This is a genomic window from Streptomyces sp. NPDC058773, from assembly GCF_042746015.1.
Taxonomy (GTDB): domain Bacteria; phylum Actinomycetota; class Actinomycetes; order Streptomycetales; family Streptomycetaceae; genus Streptomyces.
In genome coordinates, this window is the sequence record NZ_JBHYPE010000062.1 from 18,952 (window position 1) to 35,259 (window position 16,308).

The window sequence follows — 16,308 nt, forward strand, 5'->3', positions numbered from 1 at the left end:
CCATCATGGAGTCATGAGCAGCGCAGCGATTCCCCCAGGTTCCGTCCACCCCGTCTCCCTCAACCCGGTCAAGGGCGCCACGGCGCTCGGCGACGACCCCGGGCCCGGCACGGCGGCCACCCACGAGCACCGCCATGTCGTGGGCAACGCCCTCCGTGCGATCAAGGTCTTCGCCTCGGCCGCCTTCAGCGTCGCCGTCATGGGCGAGTACGCGGACGACTGACTCCGCGGCACCGCGACAGATGGCCGGCGCGTGCCGGCGTGAGCCGTGCCTCGGTCGTCCCTGCGCGCACGCGGCGCACAATGCGGACAGCACGTGATGACCGGAAACCGCTACGGGCGACCGGCCTCGATCCACTAGCGTCACCGCGTCAGGTGCACTCAGGGCAACGGGGAGGGGACAGCGGGTGTCTGCCGCCGAGGGTGCGACGACACGGAGACGGGCCTGGACGCGGAGCGTCGCGCACCCCGGCCGACTGGCGCTCGCCGCCGCGCTGCTCATGGCGTCCTTCGCCGGACTCTGGGTGCTGTACCAGGTCCAGCCGCTGCCGATGTCCGACATAGTGGTCTACCGCGCCGAGGGGGAGGCCGCCGCCAGCGGCGGTGATCTCTACGGCTTCACGGTCACCAAGTGGGCGCTTCCGGCCACCTACCCGCCCTTCGCCGCGCTGCTCTTCATACCGACCACCTGGCTCTCGCTCGGCACGCTCAAGGTCGTCTGCGTGCTCGTCAACGCGGCCTTGCTGGCGCTGCTGATCCACCTCTCCTGCAAGGCCGCCGGCCTGCGCCGGGCCGCGCACACCGCGGCCTTCCTGCCGGCCGCCACCGCGCTCGGCCTCTGGCTGGAGCCGGTCTTCCAGACCTTCGTCTTCGGGCAGGTCAACCTCGCGCTGACCTGCCTGGTGCTGTGGGACCTCTCGCGCCCGGACGGGGCCCGCTTCAAGGGGTTCGCCACCGGCCTCGCGGCCGGCATCAAGCTCACGCCCGCGCTCTTCGCCGTCTACCTTCTCGTCACCGGCCGGGTGAAGGCGGCCTGCACGGCGCTCGCCGGGTTCCTGGCCTCGGTGCTGCTGGGCTGGCTGGTGCTGCCCGATGCCAGCGTCGAGTTCTGGACCCGGCGGATCTACGAGACCGGCCGGGTCGGCAAGGTCTGGATCGTCGACAACCAGTCCCTGCAGGGCCTGATCACCCGGGCACTCCATCTGCCCGAGCCCGGTCCGCTCTGGGCGGTGCCCGCGCTGCTGACCGCGGCGGCCGGGCTGTGGGCCGCCCGCCGGGTCTTTCTCCGCCGCGGCCTGGACTCCTGGGGCGTGCTGTGCACGGCCGTCACGGCGCTGCTGGTCTCGCCGATCAGCTGGTCCCACCACTGGGTCTGGTGCGTGCCGCTGCTGATCGCGCTCGCCGCCCGCACCCGGCGCAATCCCTGGCGCAGGGCGCTGCCGGCCGCCGTCACCCTGGCCTTCACCGCCCGCTCGCTGTGGATCGTCCCGCACACCGGCGACCTCGATCTGCGGATCCCCTGGTGGCAGCAGCCGTTCGCGTCCCCGTATCCGCTGCTCGGGCTGGCGATGCTGGCGGCGGTGATCTGGTGGACCCGGCGGCCGCCGGCGGCGCCGGGCGGCGGCCTGCCCGCGCCGCGCGCCGCCCGGGAGCCGGCCGGTGCGGCCCCGGCGGCCTGAGCCCTGCGGCGCAGGCCGGCCCGGCCCCCCGGCCGGGGCAGGTCAGACGTCCTCGTCCGCCGCCAGCAGCTCGTCCGCGTCCACGATCCGGTACGCGTACCCCTGCTCGGCCAGGAAGCGCTGGCGGTGCGCCGCGAAGTCCTGGTCGATGGTGTCGCGGGCGACGACCGAATAGAAGCGCGCCTCGTGCCCGTCCGCCTTGGGGCGCAGCACCCGTCCGAGCCGCTGGGCCTCCTCCTGGCGGGAGCCGAAGGTGCCGGACACCTGGATCGCGACCGTCGCCTCCGGGAGGTCGATGGAGAAGTTCGCGACCTTGGAGACCACCAGCACCGAGATCTCGCCCTCACGGAACGCGTCGAAGAGCTTCTCGCGCTGCGCGTTGGTGGTCTCGCCCTTGATCACCGGGGCGTCCAGATGCTCGCCCAGCTCGTCCAGCTGGTCGATGTACTGCCCGATGACCAGCGTCTGCTCGCCCTGATGGCGGCGCACCAGCGCCTCGGTCACGTACTGCTTGCTGGCCGTGGTCGCACAGAAGCGGTACTTCTCCTCGGTCTCGGCCGTCGCATACGCCAGCCGCTCCGACTCGGTCAGATTGACCCGTACCTCGACACAGTCCGCCGGGGCGATGTAGCCCTGCGCCTCGATCTCCTTCCACGGGGCGTCGAACCGCTTGGGCCCGATGAGCGAGAAGACATCCGACTCCCGGCCGTCCTCCCGTACGAGCGTCGCGGTCAGCCCCAGCCGCCGCCGGGCCTGGAGGTCGGCGGTGAACTTGAAGACCGGGGCGGGCAGCAGATGCACCTCGTCGTAGACGACCAGGCCCCAGTCCCGGGAGTCGAACAGCTCCAGGTGCGGGTAGACGCCCTTCCGCTTGGTCGTCAGCACCTGGTACGTGGCGATGGTGACCGGCCGGATCTCCTTCTTCGTCCCGCTGTACTCGCCGATCTCGTCCTCGGTCAGCGAGGTCCGCTTCACCAGCTCGTGCTTCCACTGCCGGGCCGAGACCGTGTTCGTCACCAGGATCAGGGTGGTGGCCTTGGCCTGCGCCATCGCGCCCGCCCCGACCAGGGTCTTGCCCGCACCGCACGGCAGCACGACGACACCCGAGCCGCCGTGCCAGAAGCCCTCCACGGCCTGCTGCTGGTAGGGCCGCAGTGCCCAGCCGTCCTCGCGCAGCTCGATCGGGTGCGCCTCACCGTCGACGTAACCGGCCAGGTCCTCGGCCGGCCAGCCCAGCTTCAGCAGGGTCTGCTTGATCTGCCCGCGCTCCGACGGGTGCACCACCACCGAGTCCGGATCGAGCCGCGCCCCGACCAGCGGCTGCACCTTCTTCGACCGCAGGATCTCCTCCAGCACCGGGCGGTCGGTGGTGGTCAGCACGAGACCGTGCGCGGGGTGCTTGACCAGCGTCAGCCGCCCGTAGCGGGACATCGTCTCGGCGATGTCGACGAGCAGGGCGTGCGGCACCGGATACCGCGAGAACTGCACCAGCGCGTCCACGACCTGCTCGGCGTCGTGCCCGGCGGCCCGCGCGTTCCACAGCCCCAGCGGCGTCACCCGGTACGTATGGATGTGCTCCGGCGCCCGCTCCAGCTCGGCGAAGGGCGCGATGGCCCGCCGGCAGGCGTCCGCCAGCTCATGGTCCACCTCCAGCAGCAGCGTCTTGTCGCTCTGGACGATGAGGGGTCCGTTCACACGCCTCGCCTTTCGCTTCCCGGCCTGCGGTCGCCGGTACCGGCCACAGGCCCGGCCGTTGATCACGACCGTGGTCCCGGCCGCACATACGGCCAAACGTCCAGTGTGCCCCATCGCCGCAGCGACCGTCAGCGGTGTACGGCGGGACCCTGCGAGGCGAGGAGGGTGCGCCAGGTGGCGAGGTCGGCGACGCCGGTCACGGGGAGGGAACGGGTGCGCTGGAAGGTCTCCAGGGAGCGGGCGGTGGACGGGGTGAAGATGCCGGTGATGTCGGTGGCGGTGCCGCTGTGGTCGAGCAGGTACTGGAGGGCCACGACCGCCTGCTTCGGGGCGTTCTGCGCATCGACCCGGATGACCAGGTGCGGCCAGGTCTGCCGGCCCACCTTGCCGTCGACGAGCAGACCGTGGGCGGCCTGGAACCGCTTCACGGCGGCCGCTGTCCTGGTCCCGAAGTCGCCGTCGGCCTCGACGGCATAGTGGTGCGCCTGCAGCAGGTACTGGACGGTGCGGGCCTTCCACAGCAGATCGCCGCGGCGGGCCAGCGGCCAGGCGGAGGCCGTGGGGTCCGTCGGGGCGGCCGCGGCGGCGACCGGCGGCCCGTCCTGGCCGGTGCGGTGGACGAACGCGCTCCAGCCGAGGCCGATACCGCCGCCGAGCGTGAGGACGGCGAGGAAGGCGAGGGCGGTGCGGGCGGCCCGGGTGACGGGGGTGTGGTGGGGCGGGGGCGCGGGCGCCGGCCGGGCCACGGGAATCTCGTCGGCCGCGGGCGGCTCCGGGACCGGAGCGGTGGACGGGACGGCGAAGGGGGCGGGGACAGTGACGGGGACGAGGGGCTGCGGTCCGGTGGCCGGCGGCTCGGGAGCCGGTGTTTCGGGAGCCGGGGGGCCCACGGCCGGGCGGGCCGACGTGCGGGCCGCTCCGGTGGCGGCCGCCTCGGCCAGGGCGCGGGCCCGGGGGAGGTCGGCGGCCGGTGCGCGCAGCGCGGTGTGGAGGAGCTCGACGGTCCGCAGCGGCGCGGTGGAGGGGTGACGGGGGTTCAGATAGCGGGAGAGGGTGGTCTGGTCGATACCCAGACGGCCGGCCAGTGACTGCTGGGTGGGCTTCGGACGGCCGTCCCGCGCCGACAACTCCCACCACGATCTGAGCAGTTCCGCCAGCGCGCGGACCGTGTCCCGGTCCGGTCCGGTTGGTCCCGTCATGCTTCCCCCGGGGCGTTCGAGTGTCCTCAGCCGTCGCGCTCGTCCGCGTACGGCTGCATAACCGCAGGTCAACGCGGTGCATCGGGCCGCTGCATGGATGCATCAGCCGGAGCCCGGCAGATCGTAGTGAAGTCCCCGGTCATTGCTGCATCGTTGAGGGGCGCCGCCGATCGGGCCGCGCACCCTCCGCTTCCACCCACCCCTGCCCAAGGGGTGCTCCGGCCTGGGCGAATGCGGGAGCGGCGGGGACCGACGAACCCGTGCAGCAACGAAACGAGGGAAGCAACCATGCGTCTGACATCACCCGTTCGGGGACGTACCGCCCTTGCCTGTACCGCGGCCGGCACCGCGCTCGCCGCCGTGCTGGGCCTCGCGGCCACCTCCTCCGCCACCGCCGCCCCGGCCCCCGCCAACAGGGCCGTCCTGGCGAAGCAGATCCTGGCCACGAAGGGGATCACCCCGGCCACCGCCCACGTCGGCGGCCGGCACGCCGGGTCCACCGCCCGGCAGAATCTCGTCGACACCTCCCACGGGAAGGGCGCGCTGACCAGCCCCTGGGGCGACCGGCCGAACCGCCGGGTCGCCCTGGACGCCCGGATGCTCAACGGGATGCTGAAGCTGCGGAACCGATACGGCTACCGGATCGCGGTCTCCGAACTCGTCGGCGGCGACCACAGCAGCCGCTCCCGGCACTACGCCGGGACAGCCTTCGACCTCACCCACATCAACGGCCGCCACATCGGCCGCGGCGCCCCGCACCGGAACCTGATGGCCGCCTGCCGGAAGCTCGGCGCCACCGAGGTCCTCGGGCCGGGCGACGCCGGACACGCCACCCATGTCCACTGCGGCTGGCCGCGCTGATCCCGCCGCGGCATACCTGATCCCACCGGGGCGTTCCTGATCCCGGTCGCGGAGTGCTCGATCCCGCCGGTGCCCCGGCCGTCACGGAACGGCGGCCGGGGCACCGGCACGCCGCGCCCGCCCGCTCCTCAGACCGAGTCGTCCGCCAGCTCCGCCACACCGGTGATGCGGTGCAGCGGATACGTACGGACCTCGTCCGCGGTGTGGTCGTAGGCCGTCACGAAGCCGCCCTCGACCCGTACGGGGGCGATGACGCGCTGGCTGGCGGCGCCGTCGGCGTTGACATAGCCGATCCAGAGCGCGGAGTTGGTCAGCACCGCGGCCTGCATCGTGGCGAGGGTCTCGGCGGAGGTGGTGCGGGGGAAGGCGCCGGGGGCCGGGGCGGGCGCCCGGACCGGCTTGCGTTCCGCGGTGGCCGCGAGGTCGCCGGCGCGGATGGCGCGGACCGCCGCCGCGAGCAGGGTGGGGTCGGGGCACGGCGGGCCGTCGGGGACCGGGACGGGGGCGGTGCGCGGCGGGGTCCGGTAGGAGTCGGCGCGGGCGACCAGCACGTCCCCGGTGGCCGACTCGGCGGCCGGGGCGTAGCCCATCGCCCGCAGCCCGTCGAGGAGTTGGTCGGGGGCGGTCTGAGCGGCGAGCACGGTCGGGGCGAGCCGGCGCAGCCGGAGGGGGGCGGTGCGGCGGTCCGCGAGGATCTCGGAGAGCAGCGCGTCGTCGTCGCAGCGGACATAGGCCCCGGCCGCGCCGACCCGCAGCTGCCCGTGCTTACGGGCCACGTCGTCGATGAGGTAGGCGAGCGGCTGCGGAACCGGGGTGCGCGAGTGGGTGGCGAGGAACTCCTGCAGCTCGGCGGCGGAACGGCCGCCGTCCAGGGCGCGGCGTACGGAGCCGGGGGTGAAGCGGTAGACCGTCGCGCCGCCCTTGGACTCGATGTCGGCGAGCGCCCCGAGCGCCTCGGCGAGCGGGCGGCGCAGCGGGCCGGGCGCGACGGCGGTCAGGTCCGCCTGGAGGAGGACGTGGTCGACGGGCTCGGGCAGGAGCGGGGCGAGCAGGGCGGCGGCGCGGGCCGCGGCGGCGGCGGTCTCGGCGGGAGCGGGGGCGGTGCCGTCCGGTGCGCCGTCGAGCAGGCTGCGGCCGTGGGTGGCGAGCGCGCCGCGGCCGGTCACCCCGAGCAACTCGGCCTCGTCCAGGGCCCATTGGGCGAGCCGCGAGCGGAGGTCGTCGGCGGGCGCGGCACCGTCGGCGGCCGGCGCCTGGCCCGTGGCCGGTGCGCCGCCGCGCAGCGGACGCTCCCACCGCAGCCGGCCGAGCACCGCCGTCGCCGGGACGGCGGTGCCCGGCGGCAGCCCGGCGAGCAGGGTGAGCGCGCGGCGGCGGACCTCGGGGGCGGGGGAGCGGTCGAGGTGCGGGCCGAGGGCGGCGAGTGTGCGGCCCTTCGGGTCGGCGGTGCCGACCACGCCGGGGGCGCGGGTCGCGGCGAGCCAGCCGGCCGCCAGCGCCGCCCAGCGCTCGTGGTCGGGCTGCTGGAGCCACTCCTCGGCGGCCGGGGTGGCCGCGAACCGCTCGTCGGCCTCGCCGTCGGAGGCGATCAGCCCGGCCGCGTAGGAGAGTTCGAGCCAGAAGGCGGCGAGCTGCTCGGTGGTGTCCAGGGCGGTGGCGGTCCGCTTGAGGTCGCGGACGCTCATCCCGCCGGCGCGGAGTACGGCGGGGCCGCCCAGGTCCCACTCCTTGAGCAGCTCCTCGACGGTCGCGAGCGCGGTGAACGCCTGGCTCGCGGCGGCGTTGTCCACAAGCTGTGGATCGCGTTCCGTGGCGGGGGCGAGCGCGGGCGGGACCGGCTCGGGGGTGTGATGGGCGCGGCCGCCCCGCAGATGCAGCGCCGCCTCCCGCGGCAGGACGACGTTCCGGGCACCCGCCGGGACCAGCAGCCCCCGGTCCAGCAGCCATTGCAGATGCGGGGCCGGATGTTCGGTGACCCCGCCGTAGGGCGGGCCCCACAGCAGCTTGTCGAGGACGGCGACGGACTCGGCGGGCGCGGTGTCGAGCAGCGCCGCCATCCGGTCCCGGTCGGCGAACAGCGCGCCGAGCGCGGCGACCGCGGTCACCGGGTCGTGGGTGGTGGGCAGCCCGGCCGCGGCGATGATCTCCTGCAGCCGGCCCGGCGACATCCCGGCCATGGCCTCGGCGACGGTCGGGCCCAGACCGGTCGGCGAGGGGTGCGCGGCGCTCGGCGTGAGCAGCTCACGGGCCGTCCGCACCAGCCGCAGCCGGTCGTCCGGGCCCCACACCAGCGCCTGTGCCCGCAGCTCGGTCACCGCCCGGGGCAGCTCGGCGGCGACCGCCGGGTCCCCGGCGTCCCCGGCCATCAGCGCGGCCAGCGTGTCGTACGGGCACGGGTCGGGCGCCACCGCCAGCGCCTCCGCGGTCTGCAGCACGAACCGGTCGAGCCGCTCCACGGCGCGGACCACCGACGCCCGCGTCCCGGCCCGGGTCGCGAGCTGGGTGACATCGCCCGGCACCGGATTCAGCAGGTCGGGCCGTGCCCGCAGCAGCCCGACGAGCCCACCGTCGGGGCGGGTCCTGAGCTCCTCGGCGAGGGTGCGGGGTGTACCGGTCATTCGTCCTACGTTAGCGGGGCCGGGGAGGGCGGGGGAGCCTGCGGCCGCACGGTGGACCCCGGGCCCGGCCCGGACCGGAAGAGACCCGCTGCGCCCGCCCCCGGCCGCCTCCGGCCCGCCCGGCGGCCGAGGCGGTACCGTCGGGGCAGCAACCAGCGGACGCCGCAGGGGATTTCGTGGGGATCGAGAGTGATCAGCTCGTCTTTGACTATCTGAGCCGGGTCGGCGACCTGGCCCAGCAGCGGGGACTGCCCGCCGCCACCAGAATGCGGCTGGTGACCGGGCTCCGCGCCGAGATCGACGGCGACCGGGCCGATTCGGTGCCCGGTGTGAAGCGGCTGCTGGCCCGGCTGGGGACGCCGGAGGCGGTGGTCGCGGCCGCGGGGAGCGCGGACGACCGGGTGCCGGGCGCGTCGTGGAGCGGCCCGGAGCCGGCCGCCGGGCCCGCCCCTGGCCACGGACCCGCCGTACCGCTGGGAGCGCGTCCCGCCGAGCCGCCCCGGCACCGGACCGGCGCCCGCGACAAGCTCACCGGCCTGGCCGCGCGCAGCGGCCTGCTGGGCAAAGCCGCCGGCCGCGGCAAGGACCCCGGGGGCGGTACGGTCCCCGCCCCGCGCGACGCGGCACCGGACCCCGCGCCGGCGGTCGGCCTGCCGCCGCATCTGGCCGGCGCCGACGAGCTGGGGGACGCCGGGGACGCGCCGGACTGGTGGCGGGTGGAGCCGGCGCCGTTCGGGCCGGGGGAGACCGTGCCCGGGTTCGTCGGCGGGATCGAGATCCCGGAGATGTGGGACCGGCCCGAGGGCGAGGCGCCGCTGTCCCTGACGAAGGACGGCGCGGACGGGGCCGACGGGGACGCCGGAGAGGGCGCGGACGGGAGCGCGGCGGCGGAGCGTCCGCTGCGCCGGATGCTGCGGCGTGCGCTGGGCCGCCCGCCCGCCGCCCCCGTGCCCCCGGACGTGGCCGAGGCCGCGGACGAGATCGTGGCCGCGCCCGCGCGGGCGCCGCTCAGCCCGGTCCTGACGCTGGCCGTACTGCTGCTGGTGGCCGGTGCGGCACTGGGGTCGTGGCTCGCGCTGGCGGGCGGCTGGGGGCTCGCCTATGTCTCCCGGCGGCTGAGCCGCGCGGAGGCCAAGTTCGCGGCGCTCGGGGTGCCGGGCACCGTCGTCGGCGGGCTGGTGGTGTGGCTGTGGGGCCGGTTCGACGGGCGGTGGGGCGAGCCCCTCGCCCAGGGCCGGCTGGGGCAGGAGATCCTGGACGGCCTGCCGGGAGTGGTCCGGGTGGCGGCCGTCGCCTCGGCACTGTTCCTGGTGTGGCGGATGCGGCGGACGCCGGGGTGAGCGGCGCGCGGCGGACCGGGCCGGGGCGATGGCGGACCGGTCAACGGCCATGGCGGACCGGGCCGGGCGACCCGGAAACCACCGCAGGCACAATGGCGGGCATGGCTGCGCACCCCCTGACGGTCGGCTTCGACCTCGATATGACGCTGATCGACTCCCGCCCCGGCATCAGGGCCGCCTACCGTGAGCTGTCCGCCCGCACCGGCACCTTCGTCGACGCCGACCTCGCCGTCAGCCGACTGGGACCGCCGCTGGAGGAGGAGATCAGCCGGTGGTTCCCCGCGGAGCGGGTGGCGGAGACCGCCGACCTCTACCGTGCGCTGTATCCGGACCACGCGGTCGCGGCGACGACCGCTCTGCCCGGCGCCCGGGAGGCCCTCGACGCGGTCCACGCCGCGGGCGGCAAGGCCATCGTGGTGACCGCCAAACACGAGCCCAACGCCAAACTGCACCTCGCGCACCTCGGGCTCGACGCGGACGCCCTCGTCGGCTCCCTGTGGGCGGAGGGCAAGGCCGAGGCGCTGCGCCGGTACCGCGCACAGGTCTACGTCGGCGACCACATCGGCGACATCGTCGGGGCGCACACCGCCGGCGCACTCTCCGTCGCGGTCGCCACCGGCCCGTGCGCCGCCACGGAACTGCGCGCGGCCGGCGCCGAGGTGGTGCTCGGCGACCTGACGGAGTTCCCGTCCTGGCTGGCGCGCTATGTGGCCGAGGACGCGGACGGGGGCGCGGCCGCGGCGACCTGACGGCGCTGCGCGACAACGGAACGGATCACTCCGGCCGCCGCGACGACAAAACCGGCGCCCATGAGCATGCACACGCCGTAGAAAACGGACGGCAGCGGATCGGTCCCGAGGAACAGCGGGGCCACGGTGGCGAGAGTGGCCACCGCGCCAACTAGGAACATGATCGCGCCGATTCGGACCAGCAGATCCCCGGCACGGGGAGTTTCGTCAGACACCTGACCAGGGTAAGTCCGGGCCAGAAGCAGAGAGCATCCACCCGGCGGCGTCTTGTCACCGGCCCCGGGACCATTAGCCTTGGGGTGGCGGGTCCTGCGGCCCGCTGCATTGCTATCCAGACCTTTCCGCCCGGCTTCACCCCGGACGGGGAGACCCGCAGTTCCGCAGTAGACCCGGCTCCAGATTTCAACGTTTCTTTCCAACGAGTACGAGGACGAGGACAGACGTGCCTACCGGCAAGGTCAAGTGGTTCAACAGTGAGAAGGGCTTCGGCTTTCTCTCCCGCGATGACGGCGGTGACGTCTTTGTGCACTCGTCGGTGCTGCCCGACGGCGTGGCCGCCCTCAAGCCCGGCCAGCGCGTCGAATTCGGCGTGGTCGCCGGCCAGCGCGGCGATCAGGCGCTGACCGTGACCCTGCTCGACCCCGCACCCTCGGTGGCCGCGGCCCAGCGCCGCAAGCCCGATGAACTCGCCTCGATCGTCCAGGACCTCACCACCCTCCTGGAGAACGTCACCCAGCAGCTGGAGCGCGGCCGCTACCCCGACAAGGTGCACGGCGCCAAGATCGCCGGAATGCTGCGCGCCGTCGCCGACCAGCTGGACGTCTGACGGCCGACGGGAGACCTGACCACCCGGATCGGCTCACACGAAGTTCAGCGCAGCGCGGCCGAGGGGCGGAACGAGCCCCTCGGCCGCGGCGCGGGTGAGCAGCCCGCGTACCGCGGCATAGCCGTCCTCGCCGAGGTCGGCGGTGAACTCGTTGACGTACAGCCCGATGTGCTGGTCGGCGACCTTCGGGTCCATCTCCTGGGCGTGCTCCAGGACGTACGGCCGGGAGGCCTCCGGATCGTCCCAGGCCATCAGGACCGAGCCGCGGATCGCCGCCGCGAGCGCGCGCAGCGTCGGCCCGCCCAGCGACCGCTTGGCGATGATCGCGCCGAGCGGGATCGGCAGACCGGTGGTGAGCTCCCAGTGCTCGCCCATGTCGGCCAGGCAGGACAGGCCGTAGTTGCCGTACGTGAAGCGCGCCTCGTGAATGACCAGGCCCGCGTCGACCTTGCCGTCGCGCACGGCCGGCATGATCTCGTGGAACGGCAGCACCACGATCTCCCCGACCCCGCCCGGCACCTCGGCCGCCGCCCACAGCCGGAACAGCAGATACGCGGTGGACCGTTCACTGGGCACCGCGACCGTCTTGCCCGCCAGATCCGCGGCCGCGCCCTGCTCCCGGGTCAGCACCAGCGGCCCGCAGCCGCGCCCCAGCGCCCCGCCGCAGGGCAGTAGCGCATACTCCTCCAGGACCCACGGCAGCACCGCGTACGACACCTTCAGCACATCGAACTCACCGCGCTCGGCCATGCCGTTGGTGAGGTCGATGTCGGCGAAGGTGACCGCCAGCTCCGGCGCGGCCGGGACGCGCCCGTGCGCCAGCGCGTCGAACACGAAGGTGTCGTTCGGGCACGGCGAGTACGCGATGTTCAGCGGCCGGGTCACGGGGTCCTCCTCAAGGACGAGGCTCCGGAGCGGCCCCGGCGGTGGCCGTCAGGGCTCCGGGAAGCGTACGGAAGGCGCCGGTGAGTGCGGCGAGCGCGTCGCCGATGCGCCAGGCGGCGCGGTCGCGGGGCCCGACGGCATTGGAGATCGTACGGAGCTCCAGTACGGGCACGCCGTGCGCGGCGGCCGCCTCGGCGACCCCGAAGCCCTCCATCGCCTCGGCCAGCACCCCGGGATGACGCTCCGCCAGCTCGGCGGCGCGGGCCGCGCTGCCGGTGACCGTCGAGACGGTGACGACGGTGCCGGCCTGCGCACCGGCCGCCGCCGCGACGGCCTTCACCAGCGCCGGGTCGGGGCGGTGCGCGACCGTCCCGAAGCCGAGTTCGGTGACCGGGGTGAAGCCCTCGGGTGTCTCGGCGCCGAGGTCGGCCGCGACGATCGCGTCCGCGACCACCACCGAACCCAGCGGGGCGCCGGGGGCGAAGCCGCCGCCGATACCGGCCGAGACGGCCAGGTCGTACGGCCGGCCGGCCAGCGCGGCGGCGGTCAGCGCGGTGGCCGTGCCGGCGGCCGCGGCGGCCGGACCGACACCGGCGGCCAGCGCGTCGAGCGCCACCGGAAGGTCCGGTGCCCGCCGCAGTTCAAGGCCGCCGGGCAGTGCCGCTCCGTCGCCGGGACCCGCCGCGGCGCACACCGCGTCGCGCTCGGCGGCCACCGCCGTGACGACCAGGATGCGCATCATCCGGCCCGCGGGCCCTAGTTCTCCTGCTTCAGTGTGAAGTGCCACATGGTCTTCGGGCCCTCACCCGCGCCGAGCTCGGCGACCTGGAGGGTGACGTCCTTGGAGTACGTGGTCTGGCCGGTCTGCGGGTTCTGCTGCATGAAGAGCGTGTCCGCGTCGAAGCTGCGGTACGTCTGCTTGCTGGGCTCGCGCATGACGGGGCCGGCGCCGATGACGATCCAGCCGGACTTGGCGACCTCGGGGTCGACGCCGACGCGCACCTTCTCACCGGGGTGCACGGTGATCGTCTTGCCGCCCTTCTTGGTCAGGCAGGCCGTGACGTCCTTCTTGGAAAGGACCTTCCCGTCACCGTCGCAGCCGGGCGTGGCCTCGGCCGTCACCGTCGACGGACCGACGGTCACGGTCGCGAGCGCGGTCGGCTTCTCGCAGGCGGAGAGGGTGATGAGACCCAGGGACACGGCACCGATGGCGGCAGCGGCACGGCGGCCCTTGCCCCAGGAGATCAACGCAGCGGTCATACGGGCAGGCTATCTGGCGCCTCAGCTCACGCCACCCCCGGGTGCGGCGTGCCGCGTTGCCCGTCGCCGGTCAGGCCACCCGGGCGCTGCGGGTACCGCCCCGCCCGGCCGCACTCAGCAGCCCCCGCCCGGCCAGCACCACGCCCAGCGCCACCAGCCCCGCGGCCACCGCCATCCCCACCGTGCCGATCAGCGGCAGCGAGATCCCGATCGCGCCGCCCACCACCCACGACATCTGCAGCGCCGTCTCGGACCGGGCGAACGCGGAGGTCCGCACCTCCTCCGGCACATCGCGCTGGATCATCGCGTCCAACGACAGCTTCGCCAGCGCCTGGCACAGCCCCGCCGCGGCCGCCGCCGCGGTCACCACGACCACCGCCACCACGTCGTAGAACACCGCCGCGAGCAGCGTCGCGCAGAGCGCCAGGGCCAGCATCGCGGCGATGATCCGCTCCGGCCCGCGGGCCTTCAGCCAGGCGCCGACCGCCGTCCCCAGCGCATTGCCGGTCCCGGCCGCGACCACCACCAGGCCCAGCGAGGCCGCCGGCCCCAGCCCGCCCAGTGGATGCTCCCGCAGCAGGAAGGCCAGGAAGAACGTCAGGAAACCGGAGAGCGCCCGCAGACAGGCATTGGCCTGCAGACCGTGCAGCACCGACGGCCCGACGGTCCGCAGTCCGGCCTTTTGGCCGCCGCCCGCCTCCCGGGCCGCGTCCCGGGACGCCAGCCGGGCCCGGCCCTCACCCTTCGCCGAGTCGACCTTGTGCGGCAGCGAGAGCGACAGGACCGTACCGGCCACGAACACCACGAACGCCCCGTACAGCGGCCAGCTCGGCCCGATCAGATGCAGTCCGGCGCCCGCGGGGCCCGCCGCCCCGGTCGCCAGCAGCCCCGCGAGCGTCACCCGCGAATTGGCCCTGACCAGCGAGATCCGCGGTGGCAGCAGCCGCGGCACCACCGCGCTGCGGACCACCCCGTACGCCTTCGACGCCACCAGCACCCCGAGCGCGGCCGGATACAGCTGGAGCCCTCCGGTGGCGACCGCGCCGGACATCGTCAGCGCCAGCAGTGCCCGCGCCAGCATCGACGCCGCCATCGCCGCCCGCCGGCCGTGCGGCACCCGGTCCAGCAGCGGCCCGACCACGGGCGCGAGCAGCGCGAACGGCGCCAGCGTCACCGCCAGATACAGCGCGACCCGGCCCCGTGCCTCGCCTGTCGGCACCGAGAAGAACACCGTCGAGGCCAGCGCGACGGTGATCATCACGTCGCCCGCGGAGTTCACCGCATGCAGCTCGATCAGTTTGCCCAGGCCCGATTCCCCGGCGCCGTGCGCATGCGTGGCGCGCCGCACCCGGCGTGCCGCACCGGTGAACGGCCGGTGCAGCGCCCGGCCGACGGTCCGGCCGGCCCGGCGGACCCGGCCCGTCCCGTCCCCGCGGCGCGTCGATGCGCGCGAGACCCGTGACGACGTCCCTGATGTGCTCGACACTTTCGATGCCCGTGCGGCAGCCACCCGGTCATAGTGCCCCAACTCGCCCAGGGGAGGGCACTTTCTCCCCCCTGCCGCGCGAGGCGTCCCGGCCCGTGCGCGCGGCCGGGGACATTTGCCGCTCCCGCCGAGGGGTCGTCCACCGTTGAAGGGGTAGCGTGTGTAGCGCGCCACCGGCGGTCGTTCTTGGCCGCGTGCCTCGGCGCGATCCCGCAGAATGGGACGTAAGAGGTGCGCTCGACCGAAACGGCTGGGCGCGGACGTCGACGCGGTCCACCGGTCCGCTCCGCCCGCCCCTGCACCGCCGGTCGTCCGGACAGGACAAGGACGGCTCCGGCCGGCGCACTCGTGAGACGGCGTGGAAGAGAGAATCGATTCTTGTGAGTGCTGCGATGCGAAGCCGTACCCCTGACCGCCTGTGCGCCGAGGCGGTCGACCTCGCGCGGGCGGCCGTGGAGGAAGCCGCACTGCCCGGCATGGTCGGCGAGCACATCGACGCCGTCGCCGACGGAGACCGCGTCGTCACCCACCTCTTCGCCTCCAACGAGCCCGGCTACCGGGGCTGGCGCTGGGCCGCGACGGTCACCCGCGCCTCCCGCGCCAAGATCGTCACGCTCGCCGAGGTGGCGCTGCTGCCCGGCCCCGACGCCCTCCTCGCGCCGGAGTGGGTGCCGTGGAGCGAGCGGCTGCGCCCCGGCGACATGGGGCCCGGCGACCTGCTGCCCACCGAGGCCGACGACCTGCGGCTGGAGCCCGGCTTCAGCGACGAGGACAGCCCGCCGCCGAACTCCCCCGTCGCCGAGGGCATGGCCGCCGAGGTCGCCGACTCCGAGGAGGCGGACGTCCTCCCCGGCTCGCCCGCGGTCCAGCCCGCACCCCGGCGCGGCAGCATCGCGGCGGTCGCCGAGGAACTGGGCATGCGCCGCGCCCGGGTGCTCTCCCGCTACGGTCTGCACACCGCCGCCGACCGCTGGGAAGAGGCCTACGGAGCCCGCACCGCGATGGCCCAGGCGGCCCCCGCCACCTGCGTGACCTGCGGCTTCCTCAGCCCGCTGCCCGGCTCCCTGGGCCAGGCGTTCGGCGTCTGCGCCAACGAGTTCTCCCCGGCGGACGGCCGGGTGGTGTCCCTCGCGTACGGGTGCGGTGCGCACTCCGAGGCGGCCGTCATGCCGAAACCGCCGCGGCCTGCCGCGCCGGTTGTGGACGAGACGGTTGTCGAGCCGTTGGCGTTGCGGCCTGAGCGGGACGGTGGGTCCGTCGAGGAAACGGGCCCGGCCGAGGAGCTCGGCCACAGCTAAGCGCTGGGGGCTCATTCCCACGTTGTCGGGTGGCCCGCCGTACCTCTTCTGTTTTTCGCCTGTCGGCGGGGGTGGGGTGTGTTTGGGGGGCCGCTCTGCTGTGTGGTGGGTGCCGGGTCCGGTCCTCCGGGGCCTGTGTTGTGGACTGCTTCGCTTTACGTCCACAACACAGCCCCCTCCGGCCCGCCCCCTCCCGTTCGGATGGCGGCCCCCGTCCGGTGGGGGAGTTGTTAAAGACCAGTAGTTCGGCCGTGTCGTGGTGCGGCGGCGGGTGCTGGTTTTTTGTTTTTCATCACCCCCACTGGGGTGGGGTCCCCTCACCTACGGGAGGTGGTGGGGGCGGAGGGGTGGGGGGTGGGGGGGGAAAAGAGCCAAAGCGGACCCACCCCCCCCGCCCCCCCCCCCCCCCCCC

15 protein-coding genes are annotated in these 16,308 nt (G+C 74.6%); 7 read left to right on the forward strand and 8 right to left on the reverse strand.

The window, feature by feature from the left end:
* Positions 1-13 precede the first annotated feature (13 nt).
* On the forward strand, positions 14-223 hold the full coding sequence (locus ACFW5B_RS32450) for a hypothetical protein (RefSeq protein WP_386447668.1): 210 nt from the start codon (positions 14-16) through the stop codon (positions 221-223).
* A gap of 184 nt (positions 224-407) precedes the next feature.
* Positions 408-1,679 (forward strand): glycosyltransferase 87 family protein, encoded by a 1,272-nt coding sequence (locus ACFW5B_RS32455; protein WP_386447671.1) that lies wholly within the window; start codon positions 408-410, stop codon positions 1,677-1,679.
* A gap of 42 nt (positions 1,680-1,721) precedes the next feature.
* Here the strand turns inward: ACFW5B_RS32455 and ACFW5B_RS32460 are convergent, their stop codons facing one another.
* Both ACFW5B_RS32460 and ACFW5B_RS32465 read right to left on the reverse strand, forming a co-directional pair.
* A complete protein-coding gene (locus ACFW5B_RS32460) occupies positions 1,722-3,374 on the reverse strand; it encodes a DNA repair helicase XPB (RefSeq protein ID WP_386447674.1) in 1,653 nt (550 codons plus the stop codon).
* Positions 3,375-3,502: 128 nt separating this feature from the next.
* A complete protein-coding gene (locus tag ACFW5B_RS32465; protein WP_386447677.1) occupies positions 3,503-4,573 on the reverse strand; it encodes a peptidoglycan-binding protein in 1,071 nt (356 codons plus the stop codon).
* A gap of 288 nt (positions 4,574-4,861) precedes the next feature.
* On the opposite strand from ACFW5B_RS32465, the gene ACFW5B_RS32470 reads away from it, so the two are divergent.
* Complete coding sequence (locus ACFW5B_RS32470) at positions 4,862-5,434, forward strand: hypothetical protein (RefSeq protein WP_386447679.1); 573 nt, start codon at positions 4,862-4,864, stop codon at positions 5,432-5,434.
* A gap of 128 nt (positions 5,435-5,562) precedes the next feature.
* Here the strand turns inward: ACFW5B_RS32470 and ACFW5B_RS32475 are convergent, their stop codons facing one another.
* Entirely contained in the window at positions 5,563-8,052 is a 2,490-nt protein-coding gene (locus ACFW5B_RS32475) for a helicase-associated domain-containing protein (protein ID WP_386447681.1), read from the reverse strand.
* A gap of 176 nt (positions 8,053-8,228) precedes the next feature.
* Here ACFW5B_RS32475 and ACFW5B_RS32480 point away from each other — a divergent pair, with 176 nt between their 5' ends.
* Together ACFW5B_RS32480 and ACFW5B_RS32485 are read left to right on the forward strand one after the other, a co-directional pair.
* On the forward strand, positions 8,229-9,392 hold the full coding sequence (locus ACFW5B_RS32480; protein ID WP_386447684.1) for a hypothetical protein: 1,164 nt from the start codon (positions 8,229-8,231) through the stop codon (positions 9,390-9,392).
* A gap of 101 nt (positions 9,393-9,493) precedes the next feature.
* Positions 9,494-10,141, forward strand: a complete 648-nt coding sequence (locus ACFW5B_RS32485) for an HAD family hydrolase (protein ID WP_386447687.1) — start codon at positions 9,494-9,496, stop codon at positions 10,139-10,141.
* Here the strand turns inward: ACFW5B_RS32485 and ACFW5B_RS32490 are convergent.
* Complete coding sequence (locus tag ACFW5B_RS32490) at positions 10,096-10,356, reverse strand: hypothetical protein (protein WP_386447690.1); 261 nt, start codon at positions 10,354-10,356, stop codon at positions 10,096-10,098. The genes ACFW5B_RS32485 and ACFW5B_RS32490 overlap by 46 nt on opposite strands.
* A 227-nt stretch (positions 10,357-10,583) precedes the next feature.
* Between ACFW5B_RS32490 and ACFW5B_RS32495 the strand changes: the two genes are divergently transcribed.
* On the forward strand, positions 10,584-10,967 hold the full coding sequence (locus ACFW5B_RS32495; protein ID WP_018089689.1) for a cold-shock protein: 384 nt from the start codon (positions 10,584-10,586) through the stop codon (positions 10,965-10,967).
* Between the two features lie 33 nt (positions 10,968-11,000).
* On the opposite strand, the gene ACFW5B_RS32500 is transcribed toward ACFW5B_RS32495, so the two are convergent.
* From ACFW5B_RS32500 to ACFW5B_RS32515, 4 genes are all read right to left on the reverse strand, one after another.
* Positions 11,001-11,852, reverse strand: coding sequence for a 1,4-dihydroxy-6-naphthoate synthase (locus ACFW5B_RS32500; RefSeq protein WP_386447694.1), 852 nt, complete (start codon positions 11,850-11,852; stop codon positions 11,001-11,003).
* Positions 11,853-11,862: 10 nt separating this feature from the next.
* On the reverse strand, positions 11,863-12,591 hold the full coding sequence (locus ACFW5B_RS32505) for a futalosine hydrolase (RefSeq protein ID WP_386447706.1): 729 nt from the start codon (positions 12,589-12,591) through the stop codon (positions 11,863-11,865).
* A 17-nt stretch (positions 12,592-12,608) separates the two neighbouring features.
* Positions 12,609-13,112, reverse strand: coding sequence for a hypothetical protein (locus ACFW5B_RS32510; RefSeq protein ID WP_386447697.1), 504 nt, complete (start codon positions 13,110-13,112; stop codon positions 12,609-12,611).
* 70 nt (positions 13,113-13,182) lie between these two features.
* The gene (locus tag ACFW5B_RS32515; RefSeq protein WP_386447700.1) at positions 13,183-14,598 is read right to left on the reverse strand and encodes an MFS transporter; all 1,416 of its coding nucleotides are present in this window, start codon (positions 14,596-14,598) and stop codon (positions 13,183-13,185) included.
* A gap of 392 nt (positions 14,599-14,990) precedes the next feature.
* Here ACFW5B_RS32515 and ACFW5B_RS32520 point away from each other — a divergent pair, with 392 nt between their 5' ends.
* Positions 14,991-15,896 carry a DUF3027 domain-containing protein gene (locus ACFW5B_RS32520; protein ID WP_386447703.1) on the forward strand — a complete coding sequence of 302 codons (906 nt, stop codon included), beginning with the start codon at positions 14,991-14,993 and terminating at the stop codon, positions 15,894-15,896.
* Positions 15,897-16,308: the final 412 nt, after the last annotated feature.

Excerpts from the sequence above, each read along its gene's own strand:
- ACFW5B_RS32475 (WP_386447681.1), bottom strand. The coding sequence starts at position 8,052 with ATGACCGGTACACCCCGCACCCTCGCCGAGGAGCTCAGGACCCGCCCC.
- ACFW5B_RS32505 (WP_386447706.1), bottom strand. The coding sequence starts at position 12,591 with ATGCGCATCCTGGTCGTCACGGCGGTGGCCGCCGAGCGCGACGCGGTG.
- ACFW5B_RS32510 (WP_386447697.1), bottom strand. The coding sequence starts at position 13,112 with ATGACCGCTGCGTTGATCTCCTGGGGCAAGGGCCGCCGTGCCGCTGCC.
- ACFW5B_RS32485 (WP_386447687.1), top strand. The coding sequence starts at position 9,494 with ATGGCTGCGCACCCCCTGACGGTCGGCTTCGACCTCGATATGACGCTG.
- ACFW5B_RS32465 (WP_386447677.1), bottom strand. The coding sequence starts at position 4,573 with ATGACGGGACCAACCGGACCGGACCGGGACACGGTCCGCGCGCTGGCG.
- ACFW5B_RS32450 (WP_386447668.1), top strand. The coding sequence starts at position 14 with ATGAGCAGCGCAGCGATTCCCCCAGGTTCCGTCCACCCCGTCTCCCTC.
- ACFW5B_RS32470 (WP_386447679.1), top strand. The coding sequence starts at position 4,862 with ATGCGTCTGACATCACCCGTTCGGGGACGTACCGCCCTTGCCTGTACC.
- ACFW5B_RS32520 (WP_386447703.1), top strand. The coding sequence starts at position 14,991 with ATGCGAAGCCGTACCCCTGACCGCCTGTGCGCCGAGGCGGTCGACCTC.